General features: G+C 61.0%; 17 protein-coding genes, 6 tRNA genes and 1 pseudogene. 14 read left to right on the top strand and 10 right to left on the bottom strand.

Translation table 11 applies throughout. From position 1 onward, the window contains the following. The first annotated feature begins 4 nt into the window (after positions 1-4). Positions 5-811: a DUF4892 domain-containing protein gene (locus AWU82_RS01430; RefSeq protein ID WP_064383534.1), complete on the top strand. Its 807-nt coding sequence runs from the start codon at positions 5-7 to the stop codon at positions 809-811. A gap of 70 nt (positions 812-881) precedes the next feature. After that, on the top strand, positions 882-1,922 hold the full coding sequence (locus AWU82_RS01425) for an AI-2E family transporter (RefSeq protein WP_064383533.1): 1,041 nt from the start codon (positions 882-884) through the stop codon (positions 1,920-1,922). 633 nt (positions 1,923-2,555) lie between these two features. Here AWU82_RS01425 and xopAW read toward each other — a convergent pair. The 3 genes from xopAW to AWU82_RS01410 all read right to left on the bottom strand — a co-directional run bounded on the left by xopAW (position 2,556) and on the right by AWU82_RS01410 (position 5,322). Then, positions 2,556-3,413, bottom strand: a complete 858-nt coding sequence (xopAW, locus tag AWU82_RS01420) for an EF-hand domain-containing protein (protein WP_064383529.1) — start codon at positions 3,411-3,413, stop codon at positions 2,556-2,558. A 110-nt stretch (positions 3,414-3,523) separates the two neighbouring features. Then, positions 3,524-4,573, bottom strand: a complete 1,050-nt coding sequence (locus AWU82_RS01415) for a sensor histidine kinase (protein ID WP_064383527.1) — start codon at positions 4,571-4,573, stop codon at positions 3,524-3,526. Then, positions 4,573-5,322 carry a response regulator gene (locus AWU82_RS01410; RefSeq protein WP_064384157.1) on the bottom strand — a complete coding sequence of 250 codons (750 nt, stop codon included), beginning with the start codon at positions 5,320-5,322 and terminating at the stop codon, positions 4,573-4,575. The genes AWU82_RS01415 and AWU82_RS01410 overlap by 1 nt, the downstream gene beginning before the upstream one ends. A gap of 295 nt (positions 5,323-5,617) precedes the next feature. Between AWU82_RS01410 and pyrF the strand changes: the two genes are divergently transcribed. Further along, complete coding sequence (pyrF, locus tag AWU82_RS01405; RefSeq protein ID WP_007960372.1) at positions 5,618-6,316, top strand: orotidine-5'-phosphate decarboxylase; 699 nt, start codon at positions 5,618-5,620, stop codon at positions 6,314-6,316. Between the two features lie 52 nt (positions 6,317-6,368). Here the strand turns inward: pyrF and AWU82_RS01400 are convergent, their stop codons facing one another. Continuing rightward, on the bottom strand, positions 6,369-7,373 hold the full coding sequence (locus AWU82_RS01400; protein WP_064383526.1) for an NADP-dependent oxidoreductase: 1,005 nt from the start codon (positions 7,371-7,373) through the stop codon (positions 6,369-6,371). A 228-nt stretch (positions 7,374-7,601) separates the two neighbouring features. On the opposite strand from AWU82_RS01400, the gene AWU82_RS01395 reads away from it, so the two are divergent. From AWU82_RS01395 to AWU82_RS29425, 4 genes and pseudogenes are all read left to right on the top strand, one after another. Continuing rightward, a complete protein-coding gene (locus AWU82_RS01395) occupies positions 7,602-8,363 on the top strand; it encodes an SDR family oxidoreductase (protein WP_064383524.1) in 762 nt (253 codons plus the stop codon). A 195-nt stretch (positions 8,364-8,558) separates the two neighbouring features. Beyond that, positions 8,559-9,959 carry an aminotransferase-like domain-containing protein gene (locus AWU82_RS01390; RefSeq protein ID WP_064383523.1) on the top strand — a complete coding sequence of 467 codons (1,401 nt, stop codon included), beginning with the start codon at positions 8,559-8,561 and terminating at the stop codon, positions 9,957-9,959. A gap of 108 nt (positions 9,960-10,067) precedes the next feature. Further along, positions 10,068-11,123 (top strand): annotated as a pseudogene (locus AWU82_RS29430) (methyl-accepting chemotaxis protein); the annotation flags it as partial. 27 nt (positions 11,124-11,150) lie between these two features. Then, positions 11,151-12,032, top strand: a complete 882-nt coding sequence (locus AWU82_RS29425; RefSeq protein ID WP_371857911.1) for a methyl-accepting chemotaxis protein — start codon at positions 11,151-11,153, stop codon at positions 12,030-12,032. Between the two features lie 652 nt (positions 12,033-12,684). Here the strand turns inward: AWU82_RS29425 and AWU82_RS01380 are convergent. Next, positions 12,685-13,443, bottom strand: coding sequence for a hypothetical protein (locus AWU82_RS01380; RefSeq protein ID WP_011335462.1), 759 nt, complete (start codon positions 13,441-13,443; stop codon positions 12,685-12,687). A 388-nt stretch (positions 13,444-13,831) separates the two neighbouring features. Here AWU82_RS01380 and AWU82_RS01375 point away from each other — a divergent pair. The 6 genes from AWU82_RS01375 (at position 13,832) to AWU82_RS01350 (ending at position 14,456) form a co-directional block, all read left to right on the top strand. Further along, a tRNA-Glu gene (locus AWU82_RS01375) sits at positions 13,832-13,907 on the top strand. A 2-nt stretch (positions 13,908-13,909) separates the two neighbouring features. After that, positions 13,910-13,985 (top strand) — tRNA-Gly (locus AWU82_RS01370). 104 nt (positions 13,986-14,089) lie between these two features. Continuing rightward, positions 14,090-14,165 (top strand) — tRNA-Glu (locus AWU82_RS01365). A gap of 3 nt (positions 14,166-14,168) precedes the next feature. Beyond that, positions 14,169-14,244 (top strand) — tRNA-Gly (locus tag AWU82_RS01360). Positions 14,245-14,302: 58 nt separating this feature from the next. Further along, positions 14,303-14,378, top strand: a tRNA-Glu gene (locus AWU82_RS01355). A 2-nt stretch (positions 14,379-14,380) separates the two neighbouring features. Continuing rightward, positions 14,381-14,456 (top strand) — tRNA-Gly (locus AWU82_RS01350). 125 nt (positions 14,457-14,581) lie between these two features. Here AWU82_RS01350 and AWU82_RS01345 read toward each other — a convergent pair. From AWU82_RS01345 to AWU82_RS01330, 4 genes are all read right to left on the bottom strand, one after another. Next, on the bottom strand, positions 14,582-16,321 hold the full coding sequence (locus AWU82_RS01345; protein WP_064383519.1) for a dipeptidase: 1,740 nt from the start codon (positions 16,319-16,321) through the stop codon (positions 14,582-14,584). Between the two features lie 196 nt (positions 16,322-16,517). Continuing rightward, on the bottom strand, positions 16,518-17,156 hold the full coding sequence (locus AWU82_RS01340; RefSeq protein ID WP_064383517.1) for a LysE family translocator: 639 nt from the start codon (positions 17,154-17,156) through the stop codon (positions 16,518-16,520). Position 17,157: 1 nt separating this feature from the next. Next, a complete protein-coding gene (locus tag AWU82_RS01335) occupies positions 17,158-17,928 on the bottom strand; it encodes a 2OG-Fe(II) oxygenase (RefSeq protein ID WP_064383515.1) in 771 nt (256 codons plus the stop codon). 90 nt (positions 17,929-18,018) lie between these two features. Then, on the bottom strand, positions 18,019-18,645 hold the full coding sequence (locus AWU82_RS01330) for an alanyl-tRNA editing protein (protein WP_064383513.1): 627 nt from the start codon (positions 18,643-18,645) through the stop codon (positions 18,019-18,021). A gap of 90 nt (positions 18,646-18,735) precedes the next feature. Here AWU82_RS01330 and AWU82_RS01325 point away from each other — a divergent pair, with 90 nt between their 5' ends. Next, entirely contained in the window at positions 18,736-19,731 is a 996-nt protein-coding gene (locus tag AWU82_RS01325; RefSeq protein WP_011335458.1) for a LysR family transcriptional regulator, read from the top strand. Positions 19,732-19,788: 57 nt separating this feature from the next. Here the strand turns inward: AWU82_RS01325 and AWU82_RS01320 are convergent, their stop codons facing one another. Beyond that, complete coding sequence (locus tag AWU82_RS01320) at positions 19,789-20,196, bottom strand: PA2817 family protein (protein ID WP_007950758.1); 408 nt, start codon at positions 20,194-20,196, stop codon at positions 19,789-19,791. Positions 20,197-20,253 lie beyond the last annotated feature (57 nt).

Genomic DNA, 20,253 nt, shown 5'->3' with positions numbered 1-20,253 from the left:
GTCCATGCGATCTATCAGTCTGCTGGCGCTGTGCTGTTTCAGTCCCTTTCTATTCGCTGCCGACCTGCCGGGCAGTCAGGACCTGCCGATCGTGCCGCGTGTGGCCGATGCACAGATCGTCGACTATCGCCCCGCCGTGGAGCTGGAGCGGATCTACCCGCTCGGCTCGATCCGCAAGATCAGCGGCCAGTTGCGTTTCGACGGCCAGGTCAGCGCCCGGGGGCAAACCACCTCGGTGACCTATGAATTGCCGCCGGAACATTCCGCCACCGAAGCTTTCACCCTCGCTCGCGAAGCCCTGCAAAAGCAGGACGCCCAGCTGTTGTTCTGGTGCCAGGCCCGGGATTGCGGCGAGAGCAGCCTGTGGGCCAACGAGGTGTTCGGCAACGCCAAGCTGTACGGTGCCGACGAGCAGCAGGCCTATCTGCTGTTGAGGCTCGCGGCCCCGCGCGACAACACGCTGGTGGCGCTGTACAGCATCACCCGCGGCAATCGCAAAGCTTATCTGCACGTTGAACAGTTTGAAGCACTGGCACCGCTCGGTGAGCTGCTGCCGACCTCGGCCACGCTGTTGCGGGAACTGAAAAGCACCGGCGAACTGGATTTTCCAAAACTGGCCGGCGATCCGGATGACACCTGGCTGCGCTTGCTGTCCCGTGGCTTGAACCTCGACACCACGTTGCGGGTGACGGTGTCCGGACCCAAGGCCGAGGCCTGGCGGCAGGCGCTGATCGGGCAGGGCGTGCGCGCCGCGCGAATGGAAACCGGCAGTGTCGACGGCGAAGGTCTGCGCATCGATCTATTGCGATAAGGTGTCTTTGGCGGACACGCTCGACGTGTTCGCCTACTCTTTGCCTGACTGATTTTTTTCGAGATTTCACATGCCCAATAATGATCGTCTGCTGGTGCAGATCCTGTTGCTGGTGTTGTTTGGTGCCAGTTTCTGGGTGATGGCGCCGTTCTGGTCGGCGCTGTTCTGGGGCGCGGTGCTGGCGTTTGCCAGTTGGCCGCTGATGCGCTTGCTGACCCGCTGGCTCAATGGCCGGGAATCCCTCGCGGCGCTGGTCCTGACCATGGGCTGGATGTTGCTGGTGGCGGGGCCGCTGGTGTGGCTGGGGTTCAATCTGGCCGATCACGTGCGTGATGCCACGGCGTTCATCAAGGATGTGCAGGTCGACGGATTGCCTGAGGCGCCGAGTTGGCTGGGCGGCGTGCCGTTGGTGGGTGAGCGTCTTGTCGGGATCTGGAACAGCATCGATCAGCAGGGCGCGGCGCTGATGGTGACTGTAAAACCCTATCTGGGGCAGGTCGGCAACTGGTTGCTGGCGCGCAGTGCGCAGATCGGCAGCGGGATTCTCGAGCTGACCCTGAGCATTGTCTTCGTGTTCTTTTTCTACCGCGACGGGCCGCGACTGGCGGCGTTCGTGCACAGTCTGCTGCAACGCCTGATCGGTGACCGGGCCGGGTACTACATCGATCTGGTGGCCGGTACCGTGCAACGGGTGGTCAACGGGGTGATCGGTACGGCGGCGGCGCAAGCGGTGCTGGCGCTGATCGGTTTCCTGATTGCCGGGGTACCGGGGGCGCTGGTGCTGGGGATCGTGACGTTCCTGCTCAGTCTGATTCCGATGGGACCGCCGCTGGTGTGGATTCCGGCCACGGCGTGGCTGGCCTGGAAGGGCGAGTACGGGATGGCGGTGTTTCTCGGGATCTGGGGGACGTTCATCATCAGTGGCGTGGATAACGTGCTCAAGCCGTATCTGATCAGCCGGGGCGGGAATCTGCCGTTGGTGATTGTGTTGCTTGGGGTGTTTGGCGGGTTGATTGCGTTTGGGTTTATCGGGTTGTTTATCGGGCCTACGCTTTTGGCTGTTGCTTATAGTTTGTTGACGGATTGGAGTAAGAGTCAGGCTCGGGTTTGAGGCTTTGGACTTGGCGGCCTTTGGGCCGACCAGGTTTTGGGTTGACTGTGTACATATCCGTTTCTTCGGGTGCTGCGGCTGGCGGTTTCGCCCTTACGGCGAGTCCCTTTTGGCAAACGCCCCAAAAGGAACCAAAAGGGCTTGCCCCAACGTCCGGCGCCTCGCTGTGGCTCGGCGTTCCTTCGCTCCGGGATTCATCCGGGGGCATCGCCTACGGTTTGCTTCGCTGCACCTCCTCTCGATGCATGCGGCTGCGCCGCACGGTCGCTGCGCTCCCACCCCCGGATAAATCCCTCCACTCAGCCTCCCAACGGGGCCGGTACGTCAAAAGCGGTACTCGAGCTAACGCTCATTGTGTTGAGTGGTGGGAAGCCAAAGCGAAAGCAGATTCTGGTGCTGGTGCCAATGTCGATGAGGAGCAGGCGCGGGCGCGTTGGCAGTAGTGAACTTATGTGTTTCAAAACCTGAGTTCACCTCGGTATCTCACGTCGGCGTATCTCTCCAAACACCTCGGTCAGTCCCCTCTCCCTCCGGGAGAGGGCTAGGGTGAGGGCGCTTTGTTGACACACCGCTAAGTCGAAGCAAACCACTCACCCAGCCAACCTCAGTCGTCCCTCAAATCCTCACCCAATCTCAAGTCGCCACATTCAAATACTTGCCCACCGACGCGGTGCTTTCGAGCGAGTACTGCTTGCTCAGATTGGCAATCATCCGGTTCAGCGCCTCGGTAGTGGTTTGAGTATTGCTGGCGGTCCGTTCGTCATCCGGGCGCTCACGGCCTGCGTGCAGTGCAGCTTTCAGTTCGTCGCTGCTGACGCCTCCACTGCTGTCGCTGTCCAGCACTTTGAGCAGGGCGGCGGCGGTGTCGGTGTTGTTCGATGAGGTGTCGTCGCTGGCCTGCAGCGCGCTGTTCAGTTCGGTGGCGGTGACGCTGCCGTCGCCGTCGGCATCGAGCTGGCTGAAGAGTTCGTCGCTGGAGGCTTGCGGCGGCGGGGGTGGCGGTGGGGTGAGGCTGGCGGCGAGTTCGTCCTGGCTGACGACGCCGTCTTCGTTTTTGTCCAGGGCCGAGAAGATTTTGCTGCTGTCGGCGGTGCTGCCGGCGCTGGTCAGGCCATTGCTCAGCTCGTCGCTGCTGATGGCGCCGTCGCCGTCGGCGTCAAGGGCGCTGATCAGGGCGTCGGCGAGTTCGGTGTTGGGGGCCTGGTCGCCTGGGGGCGGTGGGGGTGGGGCCATGGCGGTCATTTCTTCGGCGCTGAGGCTGCCGCTGGAATCGCTGTCCAGATCGCCGAATTGTTTGCTCAGGCTGACCAGCAGGCCGTCGTTGGACTTTTGTGACAGGGCACTGCCGAGTTCGTCCTGATCCACCGCGCCGTCGCCGTTGCTGTCGAGCTTGGCGAACAGTTCCTTTTGCAGTTGCTGGCTGCGGGCGTTTTGGGTGGAGGTGCTGCTGGTGCTGGTATAGCTCGTGTAGTTGCTGACGCTACCGATCATCGGGCTCACTCCTTGGACTGGAAAACCGGTGGGTGTACCGGCTTATGCAGCCTCAAGGTGCAAGGTGTCGTGGGTATGTGGGTTTTGTACCGGCCGGTACACAGTCGGAATCAGTGGCGGGGCAGCTGGATCACGGCGGTCAGGCCGCCGCCGGGTGTTTCTGTCAGGGTCAGTTGTCCGCCCTGGCGTTGCGCCGCTTCCCGGGCGATGGTCATGCCCAGGCCGACGCCGCCGGAGTTGCGGTTGCGTGAGCCTTCGAGGCGGAAGAACGGTTCGAATACCGCTTCATGCTTGTCCGCCGCGATGCCCGGGCCGTGGTCGATGACGCGGATCAGCAGTTGTTCGCGCTGGTCTTGCAGTTCGATGTGCGCTTGGCCGGCGTAGCGCAGGGCGTTGTCCATCAGGTTGTTGATGCATGAGCGCAGGGCCATCGGCTGTACCTGCAACGGGGCGCAGTGGCCGCTGACCTGAACGTCGGCGCCTTGATCCTGGGCGTTTTCGCACAGCGATTCGACCAGCGCTTGCACGTCCATCAACTGCAACGCTTCGCTGGTGCGTTGTTCGTGCAGGTAGGTGAGGGTCGCGTCGAGCATGCCGATCATGTCGTCCAGATCCTGGCGCATCTGGCCCTGCAGTTTGTCGTCGTTGATGTTTTCCAGGCGCAGTTTCAGCCGTGACAGCGGGGTGCGCAGGTCGTGGGAGACGGCGCCGAGCATCCGCGCGCGCTGCTGCACCTGTTCGCGGATGCGCTGTTGCATCAGGTTGAAGGTGTACGCAGCCTGCCGTGCTTCCCGCGGGCCGGTTTCGTCCAGTGGCGGGCTGTCGAGGTCTTCGCTCAGGCGCTCGGCGGCGTCGCTCAGGCGCTGGATCGGCCGGGTCAGCAGCTTGGCGCCGTACCACGCGGCAATGATCAGCGAGATGAACTGGAAAGTCAGCGGCACGATCGGCCCGCCGAACCAGGGGCGCGGCGGACGGGGCGGGTAACGTGGATCCTGCGGCGGCTGTTTGCCGTCGAGGTTTTGCGAGAACTCTGGCGGCGGAGGTGGGGGAGGCGGGCCGTAGAGGCGGAACCAGGCGAAAGCCAGCAAGTGCGCCAGGACGATCGCCACCAACAGCACGCCGAACAGGCGGCCGAACAGCGTGTCGAAGCGCGCCCGCATCAGCCGATGTCTCGCGCGTCGAACAGGTAGCCTTCACCGCGAACGGTTTTGATCAACTGCGGGGCTTTCGGGTCGTCGCCGAGTTTTTGCCGCAGGCGCGAGACCAGCAGGTCGATGCTGCGGTCGAAGGCTTCGATCGAGCGGCCACGGGCGGCGTCCAGCAACTGTTCGCGGCTGAGCACCCGGCGCGGACGTTCGATGAACACCCAGAGCAGGCGGAATTCGGCGTTGGACAGCGGCACCACCAGGCCATCGTCAGCGATGAGCTGGCGCAGGACGCTGTTCAGGCGCCAGTTGTCGAAGCGAATATTCGCACGCTGTTCGGTGCGGTCGTCGCGCACCCGACGCAGAATCGTCTGGATCCGCGCCACCAGCTCCCGAGGTTCGAACGGTTTGGCCATGTAGTCATCGGCGCCCAGTTCCAGGCCGATGATCCGGTCGGTGGGTTCGCAGCGGGCGGTGAGCATCAGGATCGGGATGTCGGACTCTGCGCGCAGCCAGCGGCAGAGCGACAAGCCGTCTTCGCCGGGCAGCATCAGGTCGAGCACCACCACGTCGAAATGCTCGGCCTGCATCGCCTGGCGCATCGCCGCGCCGTCGGTGACGCCGCTGGCGTGAATGTTGAAGCGGGCCAGGTAGTCGATCATCAGTTCGCGGATCGGCACGTCATCGTCGACGATCAGCGCGCGGATGCTCCAGCGCTTGTCGTCTTTCTGCTCGTCGTTCACGGAGACTTGGGAGTTGTGCATGAGGCTGTTCATCTGCCAGTAGGCCGCCAACCACAAAGATAGGCTGCGAGGTTGTGGTTTCAGCATAGGCGTCCGGCCGTGAGGCGGGAAGGGCTGCTGTAAGGACTTGTTGCGGCTGGCGAGGCTAGCGCGGGCGCATGTTGCCGGCGTGTCGGTTGTGTATCGGGTTCGACACAATACCCTGCAAGGCTATGCTGATCACGGTTGGTGCGACGATTTACCGATCATCGGGTGCCGCGCCGTCGCCGGTTCCGCTACAATGCGCGCCGATTTCGACTTGCCTGAGAGCCCATCCATGTCCGCCTGCCAGACTCCTATCATCGTCGCCCTGGATTTCCCTACCCGTGACGCCGCACTGAAGCTGGCCGACCAGTTGGACCCGAAACTGTGCCGGGTCAAAGTGGGCAAGGAACTGTTCACCAGCTGCGCCGCGGAAATCGTCGGCACCCTGCGTGACAAGGGTTTTGAAGTATTCCTCGACCTGAAATTCCATGACATTCCCAACACCACGGCGATGGCGGTCAAGGCCGCGGCCGAGATGGGCGTATGGATGGTCAACGTTCACTGCTCCGGCGGCCTGCGCATGATGGCGGCCTGTCGTGAAGAGCTGGACAAGCGCAGCGGCCCGCAACCGTTGCTGATCGGCGTGACCGTGCTGACCAGCATGGAGCGTGAGGATCTGGCGGGTATCGGTCTGGACATCGAGCCGCAGGAGCAAGTGCTGCGTCTGGCGGCACTGGCCGAGAAGGCCGGGATGGACGGTCTGGTGTGCTCGGCGCTGGAAGCCACTGCGCTGAAAACCGCGCACCCGTCGCTTCAACTGGTGACCCCGGGGATTCGTCCGGCCGGCAGCGCCCAGGACGACCAGCGTCGCATCCTGACCCCGCGTCAGGCGCTGGATGCCGGTTCCGACTATCTGGTGATCGGCCGTCCGATCAGCCAGGCGGCGGATCCGGCCAAGGCCCTGGCCTCGGTGGTTGCCGAACTGGCCTGAGCGAACAGCTGAAGATGCAATGAAGGGAGCCCGATGGCTCCCTTCCTCGTTTTCAGACCTTCAATACCAGTTTGCCGAAGTTCTCGCCGCTGAACAGTTTGCCCAGGGTTTCCGGGAAGGTTTCCAGGCCTTCGACGATGTCTTCCTTGCTCTTGAGCTGACCCTTGGCCATCCAGCCGGCCATTTCCTGGGCGGCGCTGGCGTACTGCGCGGCGTAATCCATCACCACGAAGCCTTCCATCCGCGCGCGGTTGACCAGCAGCGACAAGTAGTTGGCCGGGCCTTTGACCGCCTCCTTATTGTTGTACTGGCTGATTGCGCCGCAGATCACCACGCGTGCTTTCAGGTTGATACGGCTGAGCACGGCGTCGAGGATATCGCCGCCGACGTTGTCGAAATACACGTCCACACCTTTCGGGCATTCGCGTTTAAGGCCGGCCAACACGTCTTCGCTCTTGTAGTCGATGGCGCCGTCGAAGCCCAGTTCATCGACCAGGAACTTGCACTTGTCCGCGCCGCCGGCGATCCCGACTACCCGGCAACCCTTGATCTTGGCAATCTGCCCGGCAATGCTGCCCACCGCGCCCGCAGCGCCGGACAGCACCACGGTATCGCCAGCCTTCGGTGCGCCGACATCGAGCAGGGCGAAGTAGGCGGTCATGCCGGTCATGCCCAGTGCGGACAGATAAACCGGCAGCGGCGCCAGTTTCGGATGGACTTTGTAGAAACCTCTGGGCTCACCGAGGAAATAATCCTGCACGCCCAGCGCACCATTGACGTAGTCCCCGACCGCGAACTCCGGGTTGTTCGAGGCGACGACTTTACCCACGCCCAACGCGCGCATGACTTCGCCCAGACCCACCGGCGGAATGTAGGACTTGCCTTCGTTCATCCAGCCGCGCATGGCCGGGTCGAGGGACAGGTATTCGTTCTTGACCAGAATCTGCCCTGCCGCCGGCTCGCCGACCGGGACTTCCTGATAGGTGAAGGTCTCGCGGGTGGCGGCGCCCACCGGGCGTTTGGCGAGCAGGAACTGGCGATTGGTCTGGTTGGTCATGACAGGCACTCGAGTTGAATGAAGCCTTGTTGATAGACCTTCATGAGCGATGCCGCAAGGTTGGCTCACGGGGCGAATGCAGGCCGATCCAGTACGGTGATAGTCGATCCATGGGTTTCATCACTGCGATTCATGCAAGCCTAACCGGCCTTTTGATAGTGCTGACGTCACTCAGGCCCCTCTGGCTATGCTGCCTTCATCAATCCCCCCGCATTCGAGGACATAACAATGAGCATGACGTTTTCCGGTCAGGTAGCCGTCGTCACCGGCGCGGCCAACGGCATCGGCCGCGCGACGGCCCAGGCGTTCGCCGCCGAAGGTCTGAAAGTGGTGGTGGCCGATCTGGATGCGGCCGGGGGCGAGGGCACCGTGGCGCTGATTCGTACAGCCGGCGGCGAAGCGACCTTCGTGCGCTGCAACGTGACCGTCGAAAGCGAAGTGAAGAATCTGATGGACGAGGTAATCAATACCTACGGCCGTCTCGACTATGCCTTCAACAACGCCGGGATCGAGATCGAGAAGGGCAAACTGGCCGAAGGCTCGATGGACGAGTTCGACGCGATCATGGGCGTCAACGTCAAGGGCGTCTGGCTGTGCATGAAGTACCAGCTGCCGTTGCTGCTGGCTCAGGGCGGCGGGGCGATCGTCAACACCGCGTCGGTGGCTGGATTGGGCGCTGCGCCGAAGATGAGCATCTATGCGGCTTCCAAGCACGCGGTGATCGGCCTGACCAAGTCCGCCGCCATCGAATACGCCAAGAAGAAAGTCCGCGTCAACGCCGTATGCCCGGCAGTGATCGACACCGACATGTTCCGTCGCGCCTATGAAGCGGATCCGAAGAAAGGCGAATTTGCCAACGCGATGCACCCGGTCGGTCGTATCGGCAAGGTCGAGGAAATTGCCAGCGCCGTGCTGTACCTGTGCAGTGATGGCGCGGCGTTTACCACCGGCCATTCGCTGGCCGTGGATGGTGGCGTGACCGCCTTCTGAGAGGCCATTGGCTGATGCATGAACGAGCCCGCCCATCGGCGGGCTTTTATCGTCTCGGGGGTGGCTCCGTGAATTCGCTAAACAATGTGTTTCAAATATTGAGAAAGGAGGTTTTTGGCGGTTTTGTCGCACAGTCTCAAGGACGTGGCTGTGATTTACTGCCGCCAGCAAAAACGGACAGGAGTTTGCGTGCTCATGGAATTGAGAATTGACCGACAGGCAATGGTGCCGGTCGTACAGCAGATTGTTGACGGGTTGATCGACTGGATCATGCAAGGGCAGGTGCCGCCGACGACGCGCCTGCCCTCCGTGCGACACATAGCCCGGTGCAATCTGCTCAGCCAGTCGTGCGTCATGGAGGCCTGCGAGCGGCTGGTGACGCAGGGCGTTCTGGCCTCGCGCCAGGGCTCGGGTTTCATTGTGGCGGCTTCGCTGCCGGAGTGTTGCAAGGCGATCGATGGCTCCGCCAGTGAGGGGCAGTGCAGTGGGGGCGATCCAGCCACCCGATGGCGCGGCGGTTTGACGCTGGGCAGTGGCGTCCTGCCGGAGAGTTGGCGCGAGCCTGATGATCTTGGCTATGCGATCCGCGAGGTGACGCGCGCCGACATGGCCAGTCTGTTCAACTACAGCACGCCCCTGGGCCTGCCGGCGTTGCGCGAACAGATCGTCAAACGCCTGGGGTTGCTTAATATCAAGGCCGCCGAAGAACAGGTGATGACCACCGCTGGCGCCAGCCACGGACTGGACCTGATCGTGCGGACGTTGTTCAAGGCCGGTGATTGCGTCGTGGTCGAGACCCCCGGTTATGCGCCCCTGTTCGATCTCCTGCGCCTGCACGGCGTGCGCATGCTGGAGGTTCGTCGCACGGCGGGCGGGCCGGATGTCGAAGCGCTCGAGACGTTGCTGCAGCAGTTTCGGCCGTCGGCGCTGTTCATCAACAGTCACCACCACAATCCCACGGGCAGTTGCCTGTTGCCGGCGGTCGCCCGACGAATCCTGGAGTTGAGCAGGATCTACGCTCTGAGGCTGATCGAAGATGATGTCTACGCCGACTTGCACAACGGTAGCGGTACTCGACTGGCAGCGCTGGATGACGAGAGGCGGGTGATTTACGTCGGCAGCTTTTCCAAGACCTTGAGCAGCTCGCTGCGTGTGGGTTTCGTGGTGGCCGATGGCGAGCTGATCGAGCGTATGGCGCGGGTCAAGATGATCAGTTGCATGGGCACCTCGAGGTTCTGCGAGGCGGTTCTGGCCGGATTGCTGGCCAGTGGTGCCTATCGAAAACTGGTACAGCGTCAGCGTCAGCGGCTTTCCACCGATCGTGCGGCTGCCCTTCAGGCGCTGGAAGATGCTGACTGGGAGGTGTTCGGCAAGCCCACCGGCGGTCTGTTCATCTGGGCACGTTCGCCAGTGGCCGATGAGGCGCGCTTGCGCAGGCATGCTCTGCGATGCGGTGTGCGGTTGGCCTGCGCAACGTCGTTCAGCCCCAGTGGCGAAGCCTGCGACTGGCAGCGGATCAACGTGGCTTACGCCTGTGATCCACGGGCACGGCAGTTTTTCCGCGATACAGCCATGGATCGACCTCGAACGTTCTGAAAACGACGCGAGCGTAGCTTTTTGCCATTATTCCGACGCCAGAGACTTGTGCTGGTTCGAGGCCATTGCGAATCTTCGACAACAGACTATGGCAGGGGACTACGCGCAATGATTTCGGCCGTGCAAGGACGTTTTGCCAACCTCGGTATGGCAAAAAAACTGGGTATCGGGTTTGTGCTGGTGTTGCTGCTGACGGCGCTGGTGGCCGCCATTGGCGTCTGGTCCCTGCAAACCATCAGTCAGCGCTTCGATGGCCTCAAGCAGATGTCATCGCTCAACAGTGGCTTGCTCAAGGTGCGCCTGCTGGAGCAGGACTACGCCCTGCACGGCAACCCGAAAACCGTCGATGCCTTGCACGAAGGCGTCGACGGTCTGATCGCCATGGCCGACCAACTCAAGATTTTGTCGCCGGGCAATGAGTCGGTCATGAATGACGTCCAACAGTCATTGGGTGCTTATCGCAAGGCGTTCGATGAATTCGTCTCGTTGTCCCAGGCCAAGGACCTGGCGCTGGAAATGGCCAGTTGGTCGGTGTCCAGCGTTGCCAACAATCTCGATGTGTTGCAGGCAGGACTTGCCGATGACGGCGCGTACACCCTGAAAGACAGCGAGGGCAAGGACGGGGCGCAATTCATCGAGCAGGCCGGTCAGGTCAGTCAGGTCTCACGCTTGATGTTGCAGGCGATGAACGAAGCGCGAGTACGCCTGGATCAGAGCCGCAAGGGTGACGACAGTGCCGGTCAGGGCAATATCGAGCAGGCTGCCCAGGCTCAGGCCCAGGCCGAGCAGCTCAAATCCACGGTCAAGGATGAGGGTTACCTGACGGTGCTCAATGAAGTGTCGGGGCACATTGCCGGTTTCAGCGACAAGCTGGCCGAGTACACCGGATTGCTGGCCCAGGAAAAGACCGTTTATCAACAGCTGCACCAACGGGCCGACGAAGTCGTGGCGCGGGTCCAACAGGCCTATGTCGCGCAAGACGCCGCGATGCAGGGCGAACTGAAAAAGAATTCGGTGCTGATCATTGGTTCATCGGCGCTGGCGTTGCTGGTCGGGCTGATTGCGGCGTGGGTGATCACCCGGTTGATCGTCGCACCGTTGCGCAGCGTGATTCATGTGGCGCAACAAATTGCTGCCGGTGATCTGAGCGCAACGATCGAGGTCTCCCGTCGCGACGAAATCGGCCAACTGATGCTGGCCATGCAGCAGATGGGCGCGGGCCTGAGCACGATTGTCAGCGGGTTGCAGGCGGGGATCGAGCAGTTGGCGAGTTCGGCGCAATCGCTGTCGGCGGTGACCGAGCAGACCAACCTTGAGGTCAGCAGCCAGAAAGAGGAAACCGAACAGGTGGCGACGGCGATGAACCAGATGACCGCCACCGTTCATGATGTGGCGCGCAACGCCGAAGAAGCGGCGCTCGCAGCGCAGACCGCTGATGGCAAGGTCGAAAGCGGTCAGCAGGTGGTGCGTCAGAGCATGGCGCGGATCGAGCAACTGGCGGACTCGGCGACCTCGGCCAGTTCGAGCATCGAAAGTCTGAGCGCGGAAATCCAGAACATCGGCACGGTGCTGGAAGTGATCAAGAGTGTTGCCGAGCAGACCAATCTGCTGGCGCTCAACGCCGCGATCGAAGCGGCGCGAGCGGGCGAGCAGGGCAGGGGCTTTGCGGTGGTCGCCGATGAAGTGCGGGCGCTGGCCCGGCGCACGCAGCAGTCGACCGAGGAAATCGAGCGGCTGGTCAGCGCCTTGCGCTCGGCGGCGCATTCGTCGGTGCAGCAGATTCAGAGCAGTGGCGAACTGGTGAAACTGGCGGTGAGCGATGCGTTGCAGACCGAAAGTGCGTTGGGGAGCATTGCGGCGGCGGTTTCGTTGATTCAGCAGATGAACCAGCAGATTGCGGCGGCGGCCGAGGAGCAGAGTTCGGTGGCCGAGGAGATCAATCGCAGTGTGACGAGTATTCGGGCGAGTGCGGATCAGTCTTCGATTGCCATGCGCGGGAATGCGGCTTCGAGTGTTGAGCTGGCGCAGTTGGGGAGTGAGCTCAGGGGGATGGTGGGGCACTTTCGGCTTTGATTTGGATTTGACCTTGGCGGCCTTTGGGCCGACCAGGTTTTGGGGTGTTTTGGGTGAATATCCGTTTCTTTGGGTGTTGCGGCTGGCGGTTTCGCCCTTACGGCGAGTCCCTTTGGCAAACGCCCCAAAGGAACCAAAACGCTGGGCCCCTGCGTTCGGCCTCTCGCTGAGGCTCGAGGTTCCTTCGTTCCGGGATTCATCCGGGGGCATCGCCTACGGTTTGCTTCGCTGCACCTCCTCTCGATGCATGCGGCTGCGCCGCACGGTCGCTGCGCTCCCACCCCCGGATAAATCCCTCCACTCAGCCTTCCGATGGGGCCGGCACGTCAAGAGCGGTACTCGAGCTAACGCTCATTGTGTTGAGTGGTGAAAGCCAAAGCCAAAGCCAAAGCCAAAGCCAAAGCCAACGCAGAAGCTGAAGAAGCTGAAGAAGCAGCAGACGGTGCCGCAGTGTGAGTTGGGTTGCATGCGTTTCAAAACCCGAGTGCGACTCGGTCTTTCACGTCGGCTCTCCCAATCAACTCGGTCGGCTCCCTCTCCCTACGGGCGGTCCGACGTTTCGGGAGGGCTGGGGTGAGGGCGCTTTTGATTTTGATCTTTCTCGCGGGCAATAAAAAAGCCACCTTCCGGTGGCTTCTCTCTTTGACTGTACTCAGTCGTAAATCACTTTTTTCTTCCAGTCCGCGTCAGCCTCGACATCTTTAAGGCCGGCGGTCAGCTGGTTTTCTTCGCCTTCGACCGGGGCGATTTTGTCCATGACCTGGGCATTGGCGCGGGCCAGGAGTTTTTCCAGGTATTGGAGTTGTTCGGCGTAGATTTGCGGGTCTTGCTGTTTGCGCAGATATTGCACGCCGCGTTCGAAGGCGAGGCGGGCCTGGCCTGGCTGGTTTTGCTGGAGGGCGTGTTGGCCGAGGTTGTTGAAGAACTCGATGTGCAGCAGCACGAGGATGTGGCGGACTTCGCGGATCCAGTGTTTGGCTTCGTTCGGTGGCAGGAAGCCGTCCTGCGCGGCGCGGGTGATCTGGCCGTGGAGGGCTTCGAGGAGGAAGCGCACGTCTTTGGCCTTGGCTTCGGTCTGGATCGGGGCCGGCGGGTTGTTGACCGGGATCGATTCGCCCTGGGCCACGAGGGCGCTCAGTTCGGTGATGCGGGCCTTGGTGGTGGCGCTGGTCTTTTCCAGGTTCAGCAGGCGCTGGCAGACGTTCAGCTCAAGGCGGGTCAGCAGCAGCTTGAGGGCCGGGGTCATGAACTGGCCGGGGAAGGTTTCGGTCAGTTCGCCACAACGGCGCAGGCGGTCGTTGAGTTCGACCTTGGTGCGGGCCTTCTCCAGTTTGGTGTTTTCCACCACATGGTTCATGTAGCCAATGGCGATCAAGATTGCGATCCCGGCTATGACTAGCAGGGTGATCATGAGTGGTGTCACCGGTAAGACCTCTTTATAGGGTTCGCGTGCGAGTGTAGTGGCTTGGCATACAGGAGCCTAGCGCCGCTCGACGGGTTTGGATCGGCGAAGCTGTATCTGTATCGGCCAAGGAACCGCTTATATAAATGCCGGCCCTTGGGGTGCAGATTGCCATCACCTGTGCCGTGGACTATAACGCCTTGGCGAGTGTCGGAATATAGGCGTCAATCGTCGGGCGACGCAAAAGCCGGAAATGGCGCGCAAAGCAGGTCGAAGTCATTGATTTAAATAAATTTATATCTGGGGGTTGACGACCTTTCAATCCATCCATAGAATGCGCGCCACTTGCAGCGTAAAGCACACAGCGAAACGCGGCAGGAAGTGAATGTTGTAGTGTGTCCCCTTCGTCTAGTGGCCTAGGACACCGCCCTTTCACGGCGGTAACAGGGGTTCGAGTCCCCTAGGGGACGCCAATGCGGGAATAGCTCAGTTGGTAGAGCACGACCTTGCCAAGGTCGGGGTCGCGAGTTCGAGTCTCGTTTCCCGCTCCAATTTTAAACAGCAACGCTTTCGGGCGGTGCTGAGTGAAACCAGAACCCAATCTTCGGAGGCGGATCTGGACACCGAAACACACACCATGTGTTCCGGGTAGCGTGTCCCCTTCGTCTAGTGGCCTAGGACACCGCCCTTTCACGGCGGTAACAGGGGTTCGAGTCCCCTAGGGGACGCCATTTGCGGGAATAGCTCAGTTGGTAGAGCACGACCTTGCCAAGGTCGGGGTCGCGAGTTCGAGTCTCGTTTCCCGCTCCAAATTCAAAAAGCGCCGCTTTGCAAAGAGCGGCGTTTTTATTAGTGAAAGTTGTAGCCTGTCCCCTTCGTCTAGTGGCCTAGGACACCGCCCTTTCACGGCGGTAACAGGGGTTCGAGTCCCCTAGGGGACGCCATTGCGGGAATAGCTCAGTTGGTAGAGCACGACCTTGCCAAGGTCGGGGTCGCGAGTTCGAGTCTCGTTTCCCGCTCCAAATTCACAAAAACGCCGCTCAGTAATGAGCGGCGTTTTTGTTTGTGCGTTTTTTGTCAGGCAATAGAAAAGGACCTCGCGGTCCTTTTTTTGTGGGCCCGCCAATCTGGCGGGCCCGATACGCGATCAGAGCTTCGGCAATTGCCCGATGCGTCCCATCATTTCGGTGACGATCTGCAGGTCCAGCAAGAACTGGTCAACGGTCTTGAACTCGCCATCGGTGTGGCCGGTGTACTTGACCTCCGGTCGCGCCAGACCGAATTGCACGCCGTTCGGCAGTTCATGCACCGAGGTGGCGCCGGCCGAGGTACCGAATTCGTGTTTCATGCCCAGGTTTTCGGTGGCCACGGCCAGCAGCGCCTTGACCCATTCGCCTTCCGGGTTGCGGTACATCGGCTCGGCGATCGAATAGTCGAAGTTCACCGCGACATGGGTCTTTTTGCTCCAGGCCGCGAGTTTGTCGGCGATTTCGGTTTTGAGCACTTCCGGCGACTTGCCCTTCGGCACGCGCAGGTTGACTGCGAGTTTGAAGGTTTTGTCGTCCATGCCGACGTAGGTCAGGGAGGTGGTCAGCGGCCCCATGAAGCTATCGGCGAATCCGACGCCCAGCTTGCCACCCTTGTAATCCAGGCCCCAGTTGTCGGCGGCGTAGTGCGCAGCGTCGGTGATGTGGTTGTGCTTGAAGGCGATCTTGCCGTCCACGCTATGGATGAAGTCGAGCATGCGGGCGACCGGGTTGACGCCGGATTCTGGCTCGGACGAGTGCGCGGAAACACCGGTGACGCTGAGTTTGACGTCTTTGCCATCGACCTTGGCGTTCACTTCAAAATCGCCGCCATTGCGCTTGGCGTATTCGGTGCCGGCCTTTTGCAGGCTGGCCGCCAGGTCGGCGGGTTTGTCGGTCACCAGCGTGACGACCGAAACCGAAGGGATCTGGTTGGTCGCCAGGCCACCGGTCATCGAGATGAGTTCTGCGCCTTTGCCCTCGGCGTTGCGCTTGGCGAACTTGGCCATGACGGTGCCGTAGCCTTTTTCCGCAATCACTACGGGATAGCCGCCATCCAGTGCCAGGTTGTACTCGGGCGTCGGGTTGCTTTCGAAGTAGTAAGGAATCGCGTCGCCGGTGGTTTCTTCGGTGGTGTCTACCAGCAGTTTGAAATTGCGCGCCAGTGGCAGCTTCTCTTCCTTGATCACTTTCATGGCATACAGCGTCACGACGATGCCGTTTTTATCGTCCTCGGTGCCGCGGCCGTACATGCGGTCGCCGATCAGCGTGACCTTGAACGGATCAAGTTTGGTGCCGTCCTTCAGCACCCAGTTTTCCGGCGTTACCGGCACCACGTCGGCGTGAGCATGAATGCCGACTACGTCCTTGCCGCTGCCGTCGAGGGAGATTTCGTAAACGCGGTTGTCGATGTTGCGATACTTCAAGCCGAAAGACTCGGCCAGCTCCTTGATCTTGCCGGCGATCTTGATGAATTCGGGATTGTTGTGCTGATCGACACCGTCCTTGCGGAAGGTCGGGATTTCCACCAGTTCACGCAGGGTTTCCAGCGCAGCTTTGCCGTACTTCACGCGGGTGTAGAGGCCGAGCAGGCGATGGATTTCGTTCTGCTGTTCGGCGATCAGCGTCTTGTTGTCGAGGAAAGCGCTGATGGCTGGACGCAGATCGTCGGCCTTGCTCAGGTCGTTCTTGGCCAGATCACCGAGAAACGCTCTGAAGTCACTGACCTTTGCCTCATTGAATGTCTTTAGGATGGTCGCGCTCTGCTGCTCGGTAAGGTTCGCGTGGGCTGGCAGTGTCACGGACGAAAGGCTGGCCAGGATCAGCGTCGACGCGGCCAGTTGCTTGAGTGAAAAGTCCATTGCTATGGGCATTCCTTTGCAGGCAGTGAGTAGGAAGTGTCTGATCGATGCGTCAGACGGTTTCGCAAACTAACACCACCCGCAAGTGATAGGGGAGCCCCCGAAGTGGGATGCGTCGCACAGAAATGCAAAAGCGGCGCAGAATCGAAAAAAGCCCGTCCGGTCTGTCTGGATCGGGCTTCTCCGATCAACCTGCTTACATCGACAACACCAGGCGCCCGGCAAACAGGATCAGAATCACCCCCATGCTGCGCTCGAACCAGTGGCCCATGCGCATGAACAGCACGCGCACTTTGCTGCTTGAAAAGAACAGCGCGACGATCACGAACCACAACGCATTCACCCCGCACATCCACAACCCGTACAGCGCCTGGATCTGCAGCGGTGTGCTGGCGCTGATGATCGTGGTGAAGATCGCCAGGAAAAACAGCGTGGCCTTGGGGTTGGTGGCGTTGGTCAGGAAGCCGGTGGAGAACGCCTTGAACAGCGATTGCTCGACCAGTGGTTCGTCGCTGGTCTTTTCGCCCTCCAGTGCCGTCTTGGGTTTGCTGCGGATCAGGCTGACGCCCAGGTAGAGGATGTAAGCGCCGCCGACCACTTTGGCGACAGTCAGCAGCCAGGGCGTGGTGTGCATCAAGGCTCCAACGCCCAACAGGGTGTACAGCACGTGCACGGAAATTCCCGCGCCGATGCCCAGTGCCGTGCAGATGCCGACCAAGCGGCCGAAGCGCACACTCTGGCGTATGGTCACGGCGAAGTCCGGTCCGGGAGCGACTACGGCCAGAAAGTGGATGGTGGCCAGCGCCAGAAACTCGCCCAGGTAATTCGATGTCATTTCAGCTCCAGAAAGTCAGGGGTGAAGCATTGCCGCGATAGCCGACAAAAAACGAAAGGCTCAAGCGCGGATCGGCCACGCCCGGCGTCACCGAGTGCATGCGACGCGAATTGAACATGATGAAATCCCCCGGTTCCGGGCGTACTTCGAGGGCGGGCGGGCCGAGCAGCGCCGGGTCGATGCCGTAGCTGTCGCCGCGCATTTCGTCGAAGCGGTCCGGAGAAATGTCGTCTTCCCACATCTGCAATGCGCCGCCTTCGGTTGGCATGTTGAGGTAGACGTTGCAGGCGAACTGCGCCTCGAGGCTGCGGGCCTGAAAACTTTCCGGGGCGTCCTTGGCGAAGATGTCGTGATGGGCCAGGAAGCACACGCCCGGTTTCACCACCCGGGACAGGCCGACGTACATCTTGCGACCGTAGAGGTTTTCCAGGTGGGCACCTGCCGGCCAGGATTCGTCGAGCATGCAGCGCAGGGTGTCGACCGGCGACGAGTAGGGCGCGCAGCGGTTACGCAGTTCGGCGATGTTGCGGGTGGCGCGCTCGAAGTAGTCTTCGATCAGCAGCGGCTGGTTTTCCGCCTCGTAGAACGCCATGCCGATGCGACCGATGCTGGGCGCGTTGATGTAGCCCTCGAAGCCGGGGGCGAGGATCTTGTCGCCAATCTGGATCGCCTGCGCCTCGGGCAGAAAGCCTTTGACGCGGATGGCAAGGACTTCTTCGTTGGCCAGTTTTTTTATGCACGTCTCATCGAGACGCTCGACGTCAAGCATCATGGTTTCAGGTCCATCTATCGAATAGTCAACGGAACCGGCGAACGCGGTTCCCCCGGCGTCGGACGCTGCATCTGACAGCGCCCGAAATCCTCAATCCACGCTGTAGTGGACGGACAACGTGCCTTTCTTCTGCGAAAGGGACGCGATCGTGACTGTGCCCAGATCCTTCAGGCTGCGTACATGGGTGCCACCGCAGCCATAGGCTGGCAGTTCACCGAAACCGATTTCCCGCGCGCCTTCGCGCAGGGACGTCAGGCGCGGCAGGTCGTGTTCGATCCATTGGCCGATGCCGTATTGAACGGTTTGCGCATCGACTTCCTGGGCCGAATCTCCGGGTTTGAATTGAACCCGGCCCTCGTCCGGCCAGTGGTGCGCCTTGACCGGCATCCAGCCCATGGCCTGGACGAAGTGGCCGATCAAATGTCCGGCAGAGTGCATGCGGGTGTTGAAGCGTCTGCGCTCTTCATCGACACGGATCTGGGTCATGCCCAGTGGCACCGGTTGATCGACAAAATGAATGATCCGGTCCGGTTCCTGGACGACGCGCAGAACCTGGCTGTCGCCGATCCAGCCGGTATCACAGGGTTGGCCACCGCCCTGGGGATGGAAAAGCGTGGCGCGCAACACAACGGCGAATTCGTTCTCGTGGGGCGTGCAGTCGAGGACTTCCACATTGGCCTTGAGGTCATCACTATGGAAAAAGAGGCGAAGCGTCATATTCCATGCCCTTATTAAAGTTTCTTTTTTAATTATATGAATCGTGCAATAACGTGATAATCCGTTCAAACATCAAAGGACTGTTGCGCTGTGAGCATAAATCTTCCACTGCCACTGCTCGGTGAAATGGCGATTTTCGTCAAGGTCGTCGAGACCGGCAGCTTCTCCGAAGCCGCTCGCCAATTGGGCTCATCGCCGTCGGCAGTCAGCCGCAGCATTTCCCGGCTGGAGAAGGCGCTGGCCACGCGGCTGCTGCAACGCACCACGCGCAAACTGCGCTTGAGCGATGGCGGGGAAGAGGTGTTCAAGCGCTGCCAGGAAATGGTCAGCGCAGCCAAGTCGGTGATGGAGATCAGCGGCCAGTTCACCCACGAAGCCGAGGGGCTGGTGCGGGTCAGCGTGCCGAAAGCGGTGGGGCGTTTCGTGATTCACCCGCACATGCCGGAGTTTCTGCGGCGCTACCCGAAGGTCGATGTGGAGTTGTTGCTGGAAGACCGTCAGGTCGATCTGATCGACGACCATGTCGACCTGGCCATTCGCATCACGGATCGGCCACCGGCCGGACTGGTGGGACGACAACTGCTGACCATCGACCATTTGCTCTGCGCGACGCCGCAATACCTGGCTGAGCACGGGACGCCGACTCATCCCCACGACTTGCTCAACCACAGTTGCATTTACCTGGGCGAAACCCCGAGTGATGCGCGCTGGAAATTCAAGAAAGGCACGAAAGCCGTCACCGTCGGCGTGCGCGGCCGGTATGCCGCCAATCACACCGGCGTCCGTCTGGGCGCAGTGTTGCAGCACATCGGCATTGGTAGCCTGCCGTATTTCACCGCGCGTTATGCGCTGGAGCAGGGGCTGATCGTGCAGGTGCTGCCGGAATGGACATTCCTGGCCTCGTACCACGGCGGATTGTGGTTGCTGCACTCGCCGACGCGCTATCTGCCGCCGAAGTTGCGGGTATTCATCGACTATCTGGTGGAGTGCCTGGAGAAAGAGCCGACCCTGAGCAAACCGGGAAAGTCTGGCGGTGCAAAACCGTTGGCCGAGTACGAATTGCCCGAGAGTGAAGGGTTGCTCTGACCCGAAAAAAAAAGGCTCGCATGGATCACCGTGCGGGCCTTTTTTATCGGGCGAAAATCAGTGCTTGCTGTCCTGGGCGGACATCGCCAGCAGCTGTTTTTCCTGGTTCCAGTCGAACGGCTCGTCGTTCTGTTCGGCTTCGTAGCGGCGTTCTTCCAGCGCCTGATACATGTCGATTTCTTCGTCGGACAGGTAATGCAGGCAGTCGCCGGCGAAGAACCACAGCAGATCCCGCGGGATCAGGTGGGCAATTTGCGGGTAACGGGTAATCACTTGAGTCAGGATGTCCTGGCCCAGGTATTGGCTTTCGATCGGCTCGATCGGCAGTGACGCCAGCAGTTCGTCGAAACGCTCCAGGAACAGGGCATGGCTTTCTTCGGGAACCTGATCGGCCTCACCTACGGCGACCAGGATACTGCGCAGATGGTCGAGCAAAACCAGATGATCGGCAACGACGTTGGACACGAGATAAGTCCTCAAGAGCAAAACGGGCGCGGGAGTATAAAGCCCCTGCGCCCGTTT

This window comes from Pseudomonas glycinae, assembly GCF_001594225.2.
Taxonomy (GTDB): Bacteria; Pseudomonadota; Gammaproteobacteria; order Pseudomonadales; family Pseudomonadaceae; genus Aquipseudomonas; species Aquipseudomonas glycinae.
The sequence above is the reverse complement of the archived record's forward strand: the minus strand, read 5'-3'. Positions and strand labels throughout refer to the sequence as shown.